Origin of the sequence: Devosia sp. SD17-2 (assembly GCF_029201565.1) — a bacterium.
Taxonomy (GTDB): Bacteria; Pseudomonadota; Alphaproteobacteria; order Rhizobiales; family Devosiaceae; genus Devosia.
Map to the genome: position 1 here is coordinate 2588518 of NZ_CP104002.1, position 15782 is coordinate 2604299.

The 15782-nt window shown below is 61.8% G+C and carries 16 protein-coding genes; 10 read left to right on the forward strand and 6 right to left on the reverse strand.

Annotated elements, in window-relative coordinates; translation table 11 throughout:
* Entirely contained in the window at nucleotides 1-1056 is a 1056-nt protein-coding gene (locus NYQ88_RS12665; RefSeq protein ID WP_275651493.1) for an ABC transporter ATP-binding protein, read from the reverse strand.
* A 124-nt stretch (nucleotides 1057-1180) separates the two neighbouring features.
* On the opposite strand from NYQ88_RS12665, the gene NYQ88_RS12670 reads away from it, so the two are divergent.
* From NYQ88_RS12670 to NYQ88_RS12680, 3 genes are all read left to right on the forward strand, one after another.
* Nucleotides 1181-2173 (forward strand): extracellular solute-binding protein, encoded by a 993-nt coding sequence (locus tag NYQ88_RS12670; protein WP_275651494.1) that lies wholly within the window; start codon nucleotides 1181-1183, stop codon nucleotides 2171-2173.
* An 88-nt stretch (nucleotides 2174-2261) separates the two neighbouring features.
* Complete coding sequence (locus NYQ88_RS12675; protein ID WP_275651495.1) at nucleotides 2262-3278, forward strand: hypothetical protein; 1017 nt, start codon at nucleotides 2262-2264, stop codon at nucleotides 3276-3278.
* Nucleotides 3275-4093 carry a DeoR/GlpR family DNA-binding transcription regulator gene (locus NYQ88_RS12680; protein ID WP_275651496.1) on the forward strand — a complete coding sequence of 273 codons (819 nt, stop codon included), beginning with the start codon at nucleotides 3275-3277 and terminating at the stop codon, nucleotides 4091-4093. Before NYQ88_RS12675 ends, NYQ88_RS12680 begins: the two co-directional genes overlap by 4 nt.
* Here the strand turns inward: NYQ88_RS12680 and NYQ88_RS12685 are convergent.
* From NYQ88_RS12685 to NYQ88_RS12705, 5 genes are all read right to left on the reverse strand, one after another.
* The gene (locus tag NYQ88_RS12685; protein WP_275651497.1) at nucleotides 4090-5094 is read right to left on the reverse strand and encodes an N-acetylglucosamine-6-phosphate deacetylase; all 1005 of its coding nucleotides are present in this window, start codon (nucleotides 5092-5094) and stop codon (nucleotides 4090-4092) included. The two genes, NYQ88_RS12680 and NYQ88_RS12685, sit on opposite strands and share 4 nt — an antisense overlap.
* The gene (locus tag NYQ88_RS12690) at nucleotides 5091-5825 is read right to left on the reverse strand and encodes a glucosamine-6-phosphate deaminase (RefSeq protein ID WP_275651498.1); all 735 of its coding nucleotides are present in this window, start codon (nucleotides 5823-5825) and stop codon (nucleotides 5091-5093) included. The genes NYQ88_RS12685 and NYQ88_RS12690 overlap by 4 nt, the downstream gene beginning before the upstream one ends.
* Before the next feature lie 106 nt (nucleotides 5826-5931).
* The gene (gene hyi, locus NYQ88_RS12695; protein WP_275651499.1) at nucleotides 5932-6717 is read right to left on the reverse strand and encodes a hydroxypyruvate isomerase; all 786 of its coding nucleotides are present in this window, start codon (nucleotides 6715-6717) and stop codon (nucleotides 5932-5934) included.
* Nucleotides 6718-6837: 120 nt separating this feature from the next.
* Nucleotides 6838-8301, reverse strand: coding sequence for a D-aminoacylase (locus tag NYQ88_RS12700; RefSeq protein WP_275651500.1), 1464 nt, complete (start codon nucleotides 8299-8301; stop codon nucleotides 6838-6840).
* A 4-nt stretch (nucleotides 8302-8305) separates the two neighbouring features.
* Nucleotides 8306-9256, reverse strand: coding sequence for a MurR/RpiR family transcriptional regulator (locus tag NYQ88_RS12705; protein ID WP_275651501.1), 951 nt, complete (start codon nucleotides 9254-9256; stop codon nucleotides 8306-8308).
* 298 nt (nucleotides 9257-9554) lie between these two features.
* Here NYQ88_RS12705 and NYQ88_RS12710 point away from each other — a divergent pair, with 298 nt between their 5' ends.
* From NYQ88_RS12710 to NYQ88_RS12740, 7 genes are all read left to right on the forward strand, one after another.
* Nucleotides 9555-10352, forward strand: a complete 798-nt coding sequence (locus NYQ88_RS12710) for an ABC transporter ATP-binding protein (protein ID WP_275651502.1) — start codon at nucleotides 9555-9557, stop codon at nucleotides 10350-10352.
* A gap of 22 nt (nucleotides 10353-10374) precedes the next feature.
* Nucleotides 10375-11223, forward strand: coding sequence for an ABC transporter permease (locus NYQ88_RS12715; protein ID WP_275651503.1), 849 nt, complete (start codon nucleotides 10375-10377; stop codon nucleotides 11221-11223).
* A gap of 61 nt (nucleotides 11224-11284) precedes the next feature.
* Nucleotides 11285-12409: an ABC transporter substrate-binding protein gene (locus tag NYQ88_RS12720; protein WP_275651504.1), complete on the forward strand. Its 1125-nt coding sequence runs from the start codon at nucleotides 11285-11287 to the stop codon at nucleotides 12407-12409.
* A 59-nt stretch (nucleotides 12410-12468) separates the two neighbouring features.
* Nucleotides 12469-12807: a hypothetical protein gene (locus NYQ88_RS12725; RefSeq protein ID WP_275651505.1), complete on the forward strand. Its 339-nt coding sequence runs from the start codon at nucleotides 12469-12471 to the stop codon at nucleotides 12805-12807.
* Nucleotides 12804-13985: a hypothetical protein gene (locus NYQ88_RS12730; protein WP_275651506.1), complete on the forward strand. Its 1182-nt coding sequence runs from the start codon at nucleotides 12804-12806 to the stop codon at nucleotides 13983-13985. The genes NYQ88_RS12725 and NYQ88_RS12730 overlap by 4 nt, the downstream gene beginning before the upstream one ends.
* Complete coding sequence (locus tag NYQ88_RS12735; RefSeq protein WP_275651507.1) at nucleotides 13982-14758, forward strand: SDR family oxidoreductase; 777 nt, start codon at nucleotides 13982-13984, stop codon at nucleotides 14756-14758. Before NYQ88_RS12730 ends, NYQ88_RS12735 begins: the two co-directional genes overlap by 4 nt.
* A 12-nt stretch (nucleotides 14759-14770) precedes the next feature.
* Entirely contained in the window at nucleotides 14771-15772 is a 1002-nt protein-coding gene (locus NYQ88_RS12740; RefSeq protein WP_275651508.1) for a Gfo/Idh/MocA family oxidoreductase, read from the forward strand.
* Nucleotides 15773-15782 lie beyond the last annotated feature (10 nt).

Genomic DNA, 15782 nt, shown 5'->3' on the forward strand with positions numbered 1-15782 from the left:
CTACCCCTTCACACGGACGCTGTCGGCGCCGAACGCCATAAGCGCAGACCGCGGGACGATGACGGTAACCGTCTCGCCGGTTTGGCGCGTCGCGGTCATGCCGGGATTGGCGAGCTGGACCACCAGCAGTCCGGCGGGCGTATCGACCTGAACATGGGCCTCGCGACCCAGATAGGTGAATTTTGTCACCGTGCCCGAGAGCGTCGCCGCGTCTGCGTGGTCAACGCCGGGGGTGCCGAGCGCAAGGTGCTCGGGTCGGGCCGCCCAGCTGGTGACACCGGCGCTTGAGAGACCGAGCGTGCCCAGCATCGCATCGAGCGCAGGACCGGATTTGAAGCGGTTGATGGTGCCGACAAACTCGGCCACGAACAGGGTCTGGGGATTGCCGTAGATCTCCTGCGGCGTACCCACCTGCTCGATCCTGCCAGCGTTCATCACGCAGATGCGGTCGGAGATGGCGAGCGCCTCTTCCTGATCGTGCGTGACATAGATGGTGGCGATATCGACCTGTTTCTGGATGTCGCGGATTTCCTCGCGCAGCTCGATACGGAGCTTGGCGTCGAGATTCGACAGCGGTTCATCCATAAGCAGGAGGCGCGGATTGATGACCATGGCACGCGCGAGGCCAATGCGCTGCTGCTGGCCACCGGACATGGCCGCTGGCAGGCGCTCCGCCATGGCGCCGAGCCGCACTGCCTCGAGCGCCTGGGTCACGCGCGTCTTGATCTCAGCGGCCGGGACCTTTCGCGGTTTCAGACCGAAGGCGACGTTGTCGAAGACGCTTAGATGGGGAAAGACGGCGTAGTCCTGGAACACCATGCCGATGTCGCGCTGATGCGGCGGGACCGCCCGCAGATTGGCGCCATCCAGCGTGATTGAGCCGGTGCTCAGATCGTTGAAGCCGGCAATAGCCCGCAGCAAAGTTGTCTTTCCGCAGCCGCTGGGACCGAGCAGCGTGAAGAATTCTCCCCGCTCTATGGACACAGACACCCCGTTCAGCGCCATGAAACTGGGCCCGAACTGCTTGGTGGCATCGGTGACCGTCAGATAGCTCATGCAGGCTTCTCCCTCTTCCCTGACGTCAATATGAAGCCGACAAACTTTCGTATTGCAACATATTTTAGCGTGGTTCAGGATCAGGAAGATCTTTGAATGATCAAATTCGAAAGGGAGGACTCACATGAATATTCGCAAACGGACATTTTTGGCGCTGTCCGCCGCCGCACTGATCGCGTCCACCAGCATGACGTCGCTGGCCGTGGCGCAGGACGGTTCGGTGGTGATCTACACCGCGCACAAGTCGTCTATCGTTGATACGCTGCTGCCGATTTTCGAGCAGGAAACTGGCCTCAAGGCCGAAGTGGTCAAGCTCGGCTCGGGCGACATTGCCAAGCGCGTTCAGGCCGAGTCCGGCGCGCCGGCCGCTGATGTGATCTGGTCGATCTCCGGCAGCCAGCTGACCGAGCTGCGCGACCTGCTCGAGCCCTACACCCCACCCGAATTCGATCAGATCGATCCGCAGTTCATCAAGGACGACGCCTGGACCCCGTACACCGCCGTTGTTTACGTGCTGGCGGTCAACACCGACCTGCAGCCGCTCGAGGAAGCCCCCAAGACCTGGGCCGATCTTGCTGATCCGAAATGGACTGGACAGATCGCTTCGGCACGCGCCGATGGTTCGGGCTCGGCCATGCAGCAGCTGCAGACCGTGCTCACCGTTTTCGGTGACGAAGGCTGGGCCAAATATGCCGAGATAGCGAAGAACTTCGTCTTTGCCGACAGCTCGGGTGCGGTGCCGCGCTTTGTAGCCGATGGCGAAACGTCGATGGGCCTGACGCTCGAAGACAACGCGCTCGAATATGTCCAGGGCGGCGCACCGATCTCGATCGTCCACCTGACCGACGGCACTGCGGCTACTCCGGACGGCGTCGCCCTCGTCAAGGGCAGCCCGAACCCGGAAGGCGGCAAGGCCTTCATCGACTGGGCCATGTCAAAATCCACCCAGGAAAAGCTGGCGATGGATATCGGCCGCCGCTCCGTGCGTCTCGACGTTGCTGGTCCCGCCGGCACGCCTAACCTTGCCGACCTCACCCTCGTCAACGTCAAGCCGCTGAGCGACTTCGGCGGCGCCGAGGCTGTGCTGCGCGAGTGGCGCACGGCAATCGGCGAGTAAGCGCCTCCTGAACAACACGCGATAACGCAAGGACATAGGGCAGTCCGCCGTCTCTCAAGGCCGGTGGATTGCCATTAAGCAGGACCTCATGAGGCATCTTGAAGCATTCTCGCTGGGCAAGAAGTTCGGCCATCCAGAGACCAACGAAGATAGTCTCGTGGTCCTGCCAAACCGCGGTTACGCCGTCATCGACGGCGTAACCGACCGCAACGGTACGCGCTATGGCGGAATGCTCTCGGGGCAGTTCGCCTCGCAAACCGTCCAGCGGGCCATCGAGACCTTTATGCTCGCGCAGGGCCGGAGCGACCAGCCCGAGCTGCAGTTTCAGGGCGGCGAGCATTTCGTCGCTTATCTCGGCAAAGCCATCCACGCTGGCTACGAGGAAAATGGCGCGCTTGCAGCGGTTGAAGCCGACTGGAAATTGCGGGGTGGCTGCACAGTGGTGGCCGCACTGATCATCGGCGACCGGCTCGAGGTGATTGCCGTCGGCGACAGCGGCATTCGCATCAACGGCACAGACACGCTGCAGGTGCTGAAGCCGCTCGACGACATCACCGCCATTCTGCGCCGCGAGACCTGGCGCTATTTCGAGGCGCAGGGCAAGCCGGCCGAGGAAGCCGATCGTCTCGCGACATCAATGACGTGGCAGGGCACGCAGAACCAGCCGGCAGACAGTCCCACCGCCGAGCCTACAACCAATGCTGCTATTGAGGCCAAGGCGCTGACCGCGTGTCGGGCGCATCTGCCGAGCGTGCCGGAAGACGAAATCCTGACCCTGATCCGGGGCGGCATTTCCCACGGTCAGGGCAAGTTCCAGAATGTGACTGAGCCGGTGCTCGGCTATGGCTGCATCGACGGTTTCGCCGTGCCCAAACGATATATCGAGACCCGCAGCTATTCGATCGAAGGGATCGAGACAATCGAGCTCTTCTCCGATGGCTATTTCAAGCCCGGAGCGGTATTTGGCGTGGAATCCTGGGAAACCGCATTTCAGGAAGTCGAGACCGAGGACTTCCACAAGATCGGGCGATTTATGAGCACCAAGGGCACGACCCCAACCCAACTTACCGACGACCGTACCTATCTGGGCGTCCGCTTCAAATGAGTGGAGACACCAAGCCACGGCAGACCCGACGTCCAGAGGCCCAGATGCTGGAGACCGGCCGTGCCGGTGAGCGGCGGCAGGCCATTCTCGAGGCAGTGCGCACCAATGGCGCTGCCTCAGTTGCCGAGCTTGCAGCGCGTTTCGACGTGACCTACCAGACCATCCGCCGCGATCTGCGCACGCTCGAAACGCAGGGGCTGCTGCAGAAGGGCTTTGGCGGCGCCTTCGCCTCGCCAGGCGTGGCCCAGCACACCCATGACGAACGCAATGCCAGCCAGAAGTCGATGAAACGCCGGTTGGTTCTGGCGCTCGAGGAATTCATCGCCCCGGGCGCCACGATCTTTGTTGGCCTCGGCACGACATTCGACAGCCTGCACGAAGTGCTGACGCGCCATCCGGGCGTGCTGATCGCGACACCCAATCTTGAGGTGGCCCATTCCTGCGCGCTCAAGACCGACGCCACCGTCTATGTCTATGGCGGCTATGTGCGCAACAAGGACTCCTCGGTGCTGACACTGGCGGACGAGAGCCGGCATCGGTTCAAATTTGACCTGGCAGTGATCGGCACCAGCGCGATCGACCGCGATGGTACGGTGCAGGAATTCGATCCCCTGGAGGTCGATCTCGTCCGCTCAATCCTGCCGCTGTCGCGAAAGATCATCCTTGTGGCGCATGAGGAAAAGTTCGGGCGCCGCGCGCCGCATGTCGTGACCAGCATGGCTGACATCGACGTGCTGATCACCAATGGCGACCCCCGCCCCCGGTTCGAAGACGCGGCCGTACTCGGTTCAACCCGGGTGATCGCGATCAGCTAGCACGCGCCAATGCCCTCAAGCGTCGGTTGAAGGTCGGAGCTCCACCGCAGTGTTCCAGGATCAAGCCTGATGCCGTGATGGCTGAGGCTTTTTGCGATTGCCTTGCGCGGCGCAGTGGCGGCCATTGCCACGACGGTCTCAGGTGGCAGCCCTGTCCAGTTGATGGTGTTGCGCACCGCGGCATCCAGGCAGAGCGCCGAGCCGGCCAGATTGACCCGCCCCGGCTGGACCATTGCGCCCTCTCTCGTGCGCTCAATCTGCATACCGGCAAAGCTGTAGACGCCCGGCGGTGCGGCGGCACCCAACACCGCGTCTGTGACGAGGATGCACTTGTCGGGCCCCTTCAGCCGGATCAACGCTGCGAGCGCCTGCGGCGACATATGGTGCCCGTCAGCGATGAGGCATGCGGCGAGACGCGGTTCGGACAGCTGCGCGACGAGCGTGTTCTCCAGCTTGGGGAGCTGGTGGGGCAGACCATTGCCAAGATGGGTGGAGAGGGTCACCCCCATGTCTGCCGCGACGCGCACGGCGTCGAAACCGGCGGCCGAGTGGCCGATGGAGATGGTCTTGCCGCGCCGAGTCATCTCGGCAATAAAATGGAGGGCGCCGCTGCGTTCGGGCGCGAACGTGATCAGCAGGATGGGGCGGCTGAGCCCCTCCTCCAGGACGTCCAGCAGGGCCACGTCCGGATCGACCATGGCGCGTTCGGGATGACAGCCGGAGTAACCAGGCTGTGCGAGGAGAAACGGCCCCTCGAGATGATAGCCCGGCACCATGCGCGGGCCGAGGCGGCTGGTGCGCACTGCGCGATCGAGCGCGACGAGACGCTCCGACAATTGCTGCGGAAGCGCCGTAATGATCGTCGGCAGGCACTGCGTCACGCCCGAGGCCAGCATGGCCTCCAGAGCATGGTCCAGTTGCGCCGCGGTGAGCGCCGGATCATTGAAATCAATGCCTGCATAGCCGTTGACCTGAAGATCGAACAGGCCTTCGCTGATCATGACAGTTCGCTCGCCGAGGCGGTGTCGAGATGGAGGGTGGCATCGGTGTGCTGCTGCAGGATCGAGGCGGGATAGAGCGGCGAGACCGCTTCCTCAACCGCCTGACGGACCGCCTTGGCCTTCCGCTTGTCAGGCACAGAGAGAATGATTTTCTGCGACTTCATGATCTGGCGGATGCTCATCGAAATTGCCCGTCGCGGGACGGCATCGAGGCTTTCGAACCAGCCCTCACCCAGCTGCTGCTTGCGGCAGGCTTCGTCGAGATCCACGACTATATAGGGCGCCTCGGTGGTAAAATCGGCCGGTGGGTCGTTGAAAGCCAGGTGGCAGTTTTCCCCGATACCGGCAAAGCAGACGTCAATGGTCTCCAGTACCAGCCGATCATTGAGACGGGCGAGCTCGGCGTCGAGATCGGGGGCATCTCCATCGACGGCTACGAATTCCCTCAGTGCGCCGACACGGTTGACGAGACGGTTTCGGAGATAGCCGCGAAAACTGGCCTTGTGATCCTCCGGCAGCCCGACATATTCGTCGAGGTGAAACACGGTGACCTTGCTCCACTCGATGTCGTGGCGCACGAGTGCATCGAGCATTTCAAACTGGCTGGCGCCAGTCGCGACAATGACGCTGGCGCCGCCCTTTTTGGCGATTGCCTCGACGATGGCCGCAGCCCCCATCTCGGCTGCACGCCGGCCCAAAAGGCCTGCATTCTCGTGTACCACCAGCTCCATGACATCCTCCAGATAGTCTTCACTGCGCACACTGTCTGATGTGCGCCGCCGATGCAAAGCTATCGAGAGCCAGGTCCCTGCCTTAGCCGTCGATAGCAAGGGTCAGTCAGGCGCGCCCGCGGAACGGGGCCATCCACCCAAGTCCCTCGGTCGTCGTCGTCCTGGGCTTGTATTCGCAGCCGACCCAGCCTGAGTAGCCGAGACGGTCGAGCTCGCCGAGGATGAAACCGTAATTGATCTCGCCGGTGCCGGGCTCGTTGCGGCCGGGATTATCGGCAATCTGGACGTGACCGATCCGGTCGAAGAGGCGCTCGAAAGTGCGCATCAGATCGCCCTGGGAAATCTGCATATGGTAGAAATCGTACTGGATCTTGAGGTTGTCGACTCCGGCCATCTCCATGATCCGCTCGGCATGGGCGGTGGTCGACACGTGGTAACTCGGCATGTCGATGCGATTGATCGGCTCTGTCACCATGGCAATACCCGCATCGGCGAGGCGCGGGGCAGCATAGGCGAGATTGTTGGCCAGCGTGCGATCGAGAATTTCCGTGTCGACACCTTCCGGCGCAAGACCAGCGAGACAGTTCACTGTCGGGCAGTTCAGCGCCCGCGCGTAGGCGATTGCCGTATCGACGCCGCGACGAAACTCTTCGATCCGATCCGGCAGACAGCCGAGACCACGTTCACCCGCAGCCCAGTCGCCGACCGGCAGATTGAACAGCGCCTGTACTACGCCGGCGTCCGTGAGGGCCGCAGCGATGGCGTTCTTGTCGAGCTCGTAGGGCGACACATATTCCACGGCGCCAAAACCATCAGCGGCCGCCCGGGCAATCCGCTCGAGCAAGGGCACCTCTTGGTAGAGAAAGGACAGGTTGGCAGCAAATTTAGGCACGAGGCGTCTTCCTTGGGTCAGGCGGTATAGCAGTTGCGGTGCAGCATGCAGAGCCTACCGTGAACGACGCAAGTGAAGAACACCAATACGATAACCATGCCCTGCCCGCGGGCCTGTGTGTCAGTTGTCGCGATGGACGAGGCGACCGGCGCGAGTGGTTGGCGCACCATTGGCGGAGAATGAGAGCGCGCCGTTGACCATGACCCAGTCGATGCCGACCGATTGCTGCAGCGGGCTCTCGTAGGTCGCGAGGTCCCCGACAGTATCGGGGTGAAAGGCGACCAGGTCGGCGAATTTGCCGGGGGCGATTTCGCCACGGCGGGTCAGGCCAAACACTTTTGCGGTGAGGCCAGTCATCTTGTGAACGGCGGTCTCGAGGTTGAACAGCCCGACATCACGGCTGTAATGGCCCAGCACGCGGGGGAATGTCCCCCAGAGGCGCGGATGGGGGTGGACGTCGTGCGGCAATCCATCCGAGCCGATCATTGACAGGTCCGAGCTCAGCACGCGACGCACATCGTCTTCATCCATCTGAAAATAGATGGCGCCAGCCGGCTGCAGCCTCGACGTAGCTGTGTGGATATCGACCCCCCATTCATCCGCGATATCGACGATATAGCGACCCGTCATCTCGGGATGGGGCTCCGACCAGGAGATCATGATCGGATAGGTGTCCGTCATCAGGTCCGCCCGGAGATTGGTGGAGCCCGCGGAATAGGGGTAGACGTCGAAATTGATCGGATGCTCCTCGGCGAGCGCTGCGATCTTGGGCAAGGTCTGTTCGGTGCGGCCCCAATTTTCGACGCCGGCACATTTGTGGTGCGAGATGATCAGCGGGGTCCCGGCGTTTTTCGCCGTTGCAACCGACTCGTCGATGCTTTCGAGAACATTTTCGAATTCATTGCGCATGTGGGTGGCATAGACACCGGCATGTTCCGACACATAGCGGCCGAGCGCGGCCACCTCGTCGGCATCGGCCGCGGCGTTGGTCGGATAGAAGAGCCCTGTCGACCAGCCGACGGCACCGTTTTCCATCGCTTCGGTTAGCATATCGCCCATGCGCGCAATCTCGGCATCAGTCGCCTTGACGGTAATGTCAGGCATGACGGCGAGGCGGAGCGCCGAGTGGCCGATGAGTGCCGCCACATTGATCGCCGGTTTTACACTGGCAATGGCCGCGGCGTAGTCAGCGAAAGTTGGAAACTGGTATGAGGCGGCGTTACCGAGCAGGTTCATCGGCGGCGGCGGCGGCTCGGACGAAAACTGCACCGGCACAAGCGAGATACCGCAGTTCCCGACCACCACGGTGGTAACCCCCTGGCTGATTTTTGGCAGCATGTCGGGTGCATCGAGCACGATGCGATCATCGTGCGTATGGGCGTCAATGAAGCCCGGCGCAAGCGCCAGGCCGGCCAGGTCAATCTCATTGGTCCCTTGCTCGAGGATCGTGCCCACGGGCCCCACCGCGGTAATGACATCGCCTCGCACTGCAACCTCCCCTAGATAGGACGGGGCGCCGGTTCCGTCGATGATCCGGGCATTGCGGAACACCCAATCGGGTTTGGAATCCTGTTGCGAAAACATGGCCTTACTCGTGGGGTTTGATTGTTTTCATCAGAATGGTCGGGTCAGTCGCCGGCGCTGGAATGGCAATGCCGATACTGGCCACGGTGTAGCGCACGCGGCGCAGGGTTTCGCGCGCGTCCGGGCCGCGTTCTGCAGCGACGCCGGCAGCAATCGTGTCGATGGCCAGCATGTGCGCATAGCGCGACGGCGTCGGGGAATAGACGTTCTCATCCTCGGCCACGACGATGGGAATGAGGATGTCAGCGCCTTCAGCGACAGGGGTATCCGGCCGCGACAACGCGATCGTTGTCGCGCCGAAGGAGGTCGCAATCTGCAGGGCCTCGGCGACCGCCTTGGAGCGCCCACTGTTGGAGATGGCGAGCACGACATCATCCTTGCCGAGCGTCGCCGCCGACATACGCTGCTGGTGGCCATCGATATAAGCGGAGACCGGGACGCCCATGCGGAAAAGGCGCAGTTTTGCGTCTTCCACAAGGCTCGCCGAGCCACCGCCCTGCCCGTAAATATCCACGCGCCGGGCCCGCGAAATGGCGGAGATGGCGCGGGCCACCGCGTCGGTGTCGAGGCCATTGAGCGCGTCACGCATGACGTTGACCGCGCGCGTCATGATCGACTGCGCTAATTGGCCGGCGTCGTCGTCGAACTGGCGATCGGGCTGAAGATAGGCGGCAGCGACCGTCAGCGTGGTCGCCAGGTTGATCTTGAAATCGGCGAACGAGGCGCACCCGATGGACCGGCAGAACCGCGTCACCGTGGGCTGGCTGACCTCCGCTGCAGCAGCCAGTTCGGCAATCGTCATGCGCGTCGTAGCCTCGTAATCCGTCCGAACGGCTTTCAGCACCTGCAGTTCCGCGGGAGACAATTGCGGCTCCACGCGCTGCATGCGGGAGACGATATCGATCACATCGGACTGCCCGCTGGTCTGGCTGTTGTTTGGCGGAGACTTGGTCATACGCGTGGCGCCCTGCCCTCTGGTTCGCAAGAAATTGAATTACAGGATGAAGGCCGTTTCGCAAGTGGAATTTGCCCACGGACCTCACAAGACGGGTCCAATAGCCCTCATCAAGACAATCAAAATACTGCATAAGCCCTTATTTTTCGCGCGAAAAGCATCAACTCCGCCCCCATTGTAATACTAAAGTCGTATACGCATATCTCTGAAATTCTGTTTCAGTTCCCACCAGAGGGAGAGTGCTGATCCGATGAGGACGGCTCTCGAAGAGTAAGCGACGGTGAGGGAGGGACGCTGCATGCTTGATGCAGCCGGGGCGCATATTGACGCCCAAAATCCGGCAAAGATGACGATTGAACACGCCTCGAAGGTCTACCAGACCAAGTCTGGTGGCGTTCATGCGCTCGATGACGTTTCGATCAATGTGCGGGAAGGCGAATTCCTGTGCCTGCTCGGACCATCGGGTTGCGGCAAGTCGACCCTGCTGTGGTCGATGGCCGGTCTGCACAGCCTGAGTGGCGGCCAGATCCGGCTCGGCTCCGATGTCATCAACAAGCCGCATCCCGAGATCGCCATGATCTTTCAGGAAGCGAACCTGCTGCCCTGGCGCAATCTGGCGCGCAATATTGAGCTGCCATTCGAAATCAAGAAGCAGGCGCCCAATCGCGAGCGGATCGAAAAACTGCTCAAGCGCGTGGGCCTCGAAGGCTTCGAGACCAAATATCCGCGTGAATTGTCGGGTGGCATGCAGCAGCGTGCATCCATTGTACGGAGCCTGGCCGTTGACCCGTCGGTGCTGCTGATGGACGAGCCGTTTGGCGCGCTCGATGCGTTTACGCGCGATGAGATGAACCTGCTCATCCAGGAGATCTGGATGGAGACGGGCAAGACCATCATCTTCATCACCCACTCCATCACCGAGGCGGTGTTTCTGGCAGACCGGATTGTGGTCATGTCCGCCCGCCCAGGCCGAATCTCGAACATCGTCGACGTCGACCTGCCCCGTCCGCGGCCGGTCAAGATCCAGACCACACCGGACTTCCTCGAACGGGTCGAAGCCATCAAGGGCATGATCGACCACCGTCCGGTCTCGTGATTGCCAGGCAGGGAGAGATTTTATGAGCGACGCCTTGCATGACAAGATCCCGAGCTTCGGCGGGAAAGGTCAAAAGACCGAAGTGGGTATTGGCGGCGGTGCCGGCGCCCTCATGAGCGGGTCTAACCGCAGCGCCTTCGAGATTGCGATCATCATTCTGGTCGCTGTGGTGATCATTGGCGGCGCAGAGCTGCTGATCCGCATCTTCGAAGTGCCGCTCTATATCCTGCCACCGCCCAGTGCGATCGGGGCGGCGCTGATATCTGAATGGCCGTTCCTGTGGCCGCATCTGGTCACGACGCTATGTGAGCTTTTGATCGGCTTTACCATCGGCGCTTCCATCGGCTTCATCCTGGCCGCGGTGATCACCCAATTCCCGTTCGCCGAGAAGATCATCACGCCTTACATCCTGCTTCTGGTGACAACGCCGATGCTGGCGCTGGTTCCGCTCTTGGTTCTTCGCTTCGGCTTCGGCTGGGAACCGCGCATCATTGCCGTGGCGCTGGCATCGGGCCCGATGGTGATGATCAATTCGGCGACCGGTTTCCGCCGCGTTGACCTCGCAAAAATCGCCCTCGCCCGGTCCTTTGGTGCCTCGACCTTCCAGATCTTCACCAAGATCCGCATCCCCATGGCCATGCCGATGATCATGGTGGGCCTGATGATCGGCTCAATATTCGGGTTGCTGACGACTGTCGGCGCCGAGATGGTCGGGGGCGCTGAGGGCTTGGGGAACCGCCTCAACTATTACTCATCGATGATCCGCATGCCGCAGTTCTTCGCCGTCATCGTGCTGCTCGCGACCATCGGCATCTCCATCTACGTCATCTTCTTCCAGATCGGGAAGAAATGGACCAGCTGGGAGTCCTGAGACCCCAGCACGGCGCCTGACAGAGAGGTTGGGCGTCAACCGGACATATGGGAGGAAATCTATGTCCAATCTGCTGACTACGACGACTATCACCCGCCGCCGCATGCTCCAGATCGGTGCCGCGGGTATCGCGCTCTCGTCCATCGGCATGAGCGGTCGCGCCTTTGCCCAGGACGGCGCTGTTCGCTGGGTCTCGCCGCGCGGCTCGCTCGAAGTGGTGGACGATTTCGCCTACTGGGTCGCCAAGCGTATGGGCTATTTCGGCGATCTCGAAACCTCGGTGGAAGCCGGCCCGCAGGACGCTACCGCCGCCATCAAGCTTGTGGATCAGAACCAGTCGGATTTCGGCTACCCCTCTCCAGGCGTGCTTTCGCTTGGCCTCGAACAGGGAATGAAGCTCAAGTCCGTGTTCCATATCATGGCCGGCGACGTGTTCGACTTCGCTTTCCAGAAGGGCAAGGCACCAGCCGATCTCAAGGGCATGGAAGGCATGACCATCGTTCTCGGCTCGGCTGGCTGGCAGTCCATTGCTGACCCGATGCTGGCCGCCGCCGGTGTCGATCTCTCGACCATCAAATATGTCGAAGTCGCCGGTTGGGGTCAGTCGCTTGCACAGGGCCAGGCCGATGCGGCGCTCACCTGGGAAGGCCTGCGCGCCCAGTGGCGCGGCCAGGGCTTTGATTTCGACTACCTGCTGGGCAAGAACGCCTCGGTGTTCCCGGCCAACAGCTTTGTCGTCCGCGCCAGCGATCTCGAGGATCCGGCGCTGGTCGAGAAGTACACGAAGTACCTTCGCGGATGGGCCATGGGCCTCGAATTCGGCTGGCTCAATCCGGCAGCGGCAACGCAGATCGCGATGGACGAATTCCCGGGCCTGGCCACGCAGATGGACCCCGCAACCGCTGTTGAATCGCTGATGCAGCAGAGCGGTCTTATGCACGCCCATTGGGACAAGCGCGGCAAGTGGGGCCTGCACCTCGAAGACAGCTGGCAGACCTATTTCGATGCCATCCATGCGATCGGCCAGATCTCGCAGCCACTCAAGGCTGGTGATGTCGTCACCAACGCGCTGATCGACGGCGCCAACGACTTTGACCACGCCAAGGTCAAGGCCGACGCGGACGCCTTCGAACTGCGCGACGAATACAAGGCTGTCGACATCGCTGCCATCGAAGCAACCCTCTGATCGAGACCGGCGGGCGGGGTCACAGGCCCCGCCCCTCTTGCAACTGACGAGGCATAATCGTGTTCGAATTTGACCACGTGGGCATCACCACGACCATCAAACAGCCGCAGGAAGACTGGGTCGAGCAATCGCGCCTGTGGGTCACCAATCCGCGCAACCATCCCGAGCACATCGAATTCTTGCGCTACGAGCCGGATAGCCCCACTCCTGATATCGTCAAGAACAACCCCCATGTCGCCTACAGGATCGACGACATGCAGGCGCGCCTTGCAGAGGTCGATGAAATCCTGATCCCGCCATTCATTGTCGGTGACTTCCTCGAAGTCGCCTTCGTGCTCAAGCACGGCGCGGTGTTCGAATATATGCGGTACCTCAAGGACGGCTGGTTCGGGCAATGAGCTACAAGGCCATTCTGAGCTACGCATGGGATCTGGCCGAGCATGGGGTTAGGAACTCCATCTCGTCCTTCGCCGAAATGGGGCTCGACACCGTCTCCATGGCCGGTACCTACCACGCCGGCAAATTCCTCCGTCCCCAGGGCAAATCGGGAAAGGTATATTTTCCCGAGGACGGCACTGCCTATTTCCGCCACGACGACAGCCGCTATGGCACCATCAAGCCCGCGCCGAACTCGATCCTCAGAGAGACCGATGTCCTGGCGCAGCTGTGCGACGACGGCCGGATGGATATCAACGTCTGGCTGGTGCTGATGCACAATACGCGGCTGGGCATGCAGCATCCCGACGCGGTGGTGCGCAACGCCTTCGGCGATCCGTATTTCTACAACCTCTGCCCAAGCGCTCCGGCCGCCCGGGACTATGCCATCGGCCTCGCCAGAGACGTAACCGAAAGCTATCCGGTTGCGGGAATTAGCCTTGAGGCACCCGGTTTTACCCCATACGCGCACGGCTATCATCACGAGATGAGCTTTGTCCGTCAGGACCCGATGTTTGAAGGCCTGATGGGGTTGTGCTTTTGCGAGCATTGCGTGGCCGGCGCGACGGCGCAGGGCGTCGAGGCGGAAAGCCTCAAGACGGAAGTCGCCGCGCGGATCGAGAGCTTTCTCGACAGCGATGTCGATATTCCCGATGACATGGGCCGCGCCTTCTGGATGGCCGAGATTGTCGGCAATGCCGATCTGCGCGCCTATCTCGATTTCCGGGCCGAGCAGGTGTCCAGTCTTGTTGCCGAAATCCGGGACCGCGTCCGCGCTGATGCCAATGTGGCGGTCATTCCATCGGTGGCGCGACCAACAGGCGGGGCATGGTACGAAGGCACTGATCTCAAGACTGTCGCCGAGATCACCGGCATTATCGAAGCTTGCTTTTATGAGCCCAGCGCGGCCCGCATTGCGGCGGATCTGTTTGACCTCAAGCACCGTGTCTCCGGCGACACCACCATCCGCGGCATTCTGCGTCCGAGCTACCCGGATATCGAGAGCAAGGCGGAATTCCTTGCCGCCGTCGATATCCTGGTCAAAGGCGGGGTGAGTGATCTCGCCTTCTATAATTGGGGACACCAGCGTCGCAAAAACCTTGAGTGGATTGGCGAAGCATTGGCGCGGGTGCCGCTATGAACGCGTTCGCGGGAAAAACGGTCGTCATTACCGGCGCGGCCGGTGGGATCGGGCTATGCCTGGCGCATTGGTTCGGCGCGAGGGGCGCGAGCATCGTGGGGCTCGACAAATCCGTCACCTCGGGCGGCGCGGCAAGCACGCTGGCCGATGCGGGCATCAATACGCGTTTCATGCGGCTCGATATCGGTGACGCCGAAGCGGTCGAGTCAGCGTTCGACGAGATCGAGACAGTGGACGTATTGGTCAACAATGCTGGCTACTCGCAGCACCACGTCCTGCGCTTGACCGACCCGGCAAGCTGGGCGGAGGAGATCAACGGCAACCTCAACGGCGCATTTTACTGCGCCCATGCCAGCGCCAAAAGCATGAAGGCGCAAAAGTCCGGCGTGATCATCAACATCGCCTCGGTCAATGGCCAGAGCGCGCTGGGCGACCCGGCCTACTCGGCGGCCAAGGCTGGCATGATCGCGATGACGAGGACGCTGGCCCAGGAGCTTGGCAAATATGGCATTCGCAGCAATTGCGTCATGCCGGGCACTGTGCGCACGCCGCTATGGCGGGAGCGCGCGCAGAAGGACCCCGATGTGCTCAAGACACTGGAGCGCTGGTATCCGCTCGGCCGCATTGTCGAGCCGGACGAAGTGGCCTCGGTGGTTGGATTTCTCGCTTCCGACGCGGCCAGTGCCGTGTCCGGCGCCGTCATACCGGTCGATTGCGGCCTCAGTTCAGGAAACATTGTGATGACCCGCGAGCTCACGCTCGAGGATCTTTAGGGGGAGAAAATCATGTCGCAATTGCGCATTGGCATTATCGGGCTTGGCTGGTTCGGGGAGATCCACGCCGAGACCATCATGGGCATTCCCAATCTGAAGCTGGACGCACTGTGCACGCGCACGCCGGACCGGCTTGCCGAACAGGGCAAGAAGTTCGGGGTTTCCAAGCTCTACACCGACTACCATGACATGCTCGCCGACCCTGATATCGATGCGGTGTCGATCTGCACCATGTGGGACCAGCATACCGAGCCGGCGATTGCGGCGCTCAAGGCCGGCAAGCACGTCTTCCTCGAAAAGCCGATCGCTTCGACCGTCGAGGACGCCCGCAAGATCGTTGAAGCGGCACAGGGCTCGAAGGGCATCTTGTTCATCGGCCACGTCGTGCGCTTCAACCCGCGCTTCCGCATGGCCAAGCAGGCGATCGACGAGGGCCGGATCGGCAAGATTGTCGCCCTCTCCTCCCGCCGCAATATTCCGGCTGCCTGGACCCCGACGATCCTCACCAAGATCGGGCCGATCGTCGGCGACGCCATCCACGACACCGACATCATGCTGTGGCTGACCGGCGAGAAGATCGTCTCGGCTTATGCCCAGACCGTGTCGATCCGTAACCTTACCCATCCCGATATCGGGCAAACCATGTTCCGCTTCGAGAGTGGGGCCACCGCTACCCTCGAAACCGTGTGGTCCATGCCGGACAAGACCCCATTCGACATTGACGAGCGCATGTCGATCATCGGCACCGAGGGCATCATCCACGTTCAGGACACGTTCCCGAACCTCGCCATTGTCGATGGCGACAAGCTGCACAGCCCGGACACGACCTATTGGCCGATGTTCGACGGGGTGCGCGGCGGCGCCCTGCGCGACGAGTTCGTCTATTTCACCCGCAAGGCGCTCGCCGGCGAACAGCCCGATATCGGCCGTCCCGAAGACGCCGCAGCCGCGCTTGAGGCGTGCCTCGCAGCCGAAGAATCCGCACGATCCGGAACAATCATCCGTATCGGCTAGAAGGGAATAG

Bases quoted from the DNA above. Each gene is read 5' to 3' on its own strand.
- NYQ88_RS12665 (WP_275651493.1), bottom strand. From the start codon at position 1,056: ATGAGCTATCTGACGGTCACCGATGCCACCAAGCAGTTCGGGCCCAGT.
- NYQ88_RS12670 (WP_275651494.1), top strand. From the start codon at position 1,181: ATGAATATTCGCAAACGGACATTTTTGGCGCTGTCCGCCGCCGCACTG.
- NYQ88_RS12675 (WP_275651495.1), top strand. From the start codon at position 2,262: ATGAGGCATCTTGAAGCATTCTCGCTGGGCAAGAAGTTCGGCCATCCA.
- NYQ88_RS12680 (WP_275651496.1), top strand. From the start codon at position 3,275: ATGAGTGGAGACACCAAGCCACGGCAGACCCGACGTCCAGAGGCCCAG.
- NYQ88_RS12685 (WP_275651497.1), bottom strand. From the start codon at position 5,094: ATGATCAGCGAAGGCCTGTTCGATCTTCAGGTCAACGGCTATGCAGGC.
- NYQ88_RS12690 (WP_275651498.1), bottom strand. From the start codon at position 5,825: ATGGAGCTGGTGGTACACGAGAATGCAGGCCTTTTGGGCCGGCGTGCA.
- NYQ88_RS12700 (WP_275651500.1), bottom strand. From the start codon at position 8,301: ATGTTTTCGCAACAGGATTCCAAACCCGATTGGGTGTTCCGCAATGCC.
- NYQ88_RS12705 (WP_275651501.1), bottom strand. From the start codon at position 9,256: ATGACCAAGTCTCCGCCAAACAACAGCCAGACCAGCGGGCAGTCCGAT.
- NYQ88_RS12710 (WP_275651502.1), top strand. From the start codon at position 9,555: ATGCTTGATGCAGCCGGGGCGCATATTGACGCCCAAAATCCGGCAAAG.
- NYQ88_RS12715 (WP_275651503.1), top strand. From the start codon at position 10,375: ATGAGCGACGCCTTGCATGACAAGATCCCGAGCTTCGGCGGGAAAGGT.
- NYQ88_RS12720 (WP_275651504.1), top strand. From the start codon at position 11,285: ATGTCCAATCTGCTGACTACGACGACTATCACCCGCCGCCGCATGCTC.
- NYQ88_RS12730 (WP_275651506.1), top strand. From the start codon at position 12,804: ATGAGCTACAAGGCCATTCTGAGCTACGCATGGGATCTGGCCGAGCAT.
- NYQ88_RS12735 (WP_275651507.1), top strand. From the start codon at position 13,982: ATGAACGCGTTCGCGGGAAAAACGGTCGTCATTACCGGCGCGGCCGGT.
- NYQ88_RS12740 (WP_275651508.1), top strand. From the start codon at position 14,771: ATGTCGCAATTGCGCATTGGCATTATCGGGCTTGGCTGGTTCGGGGAG.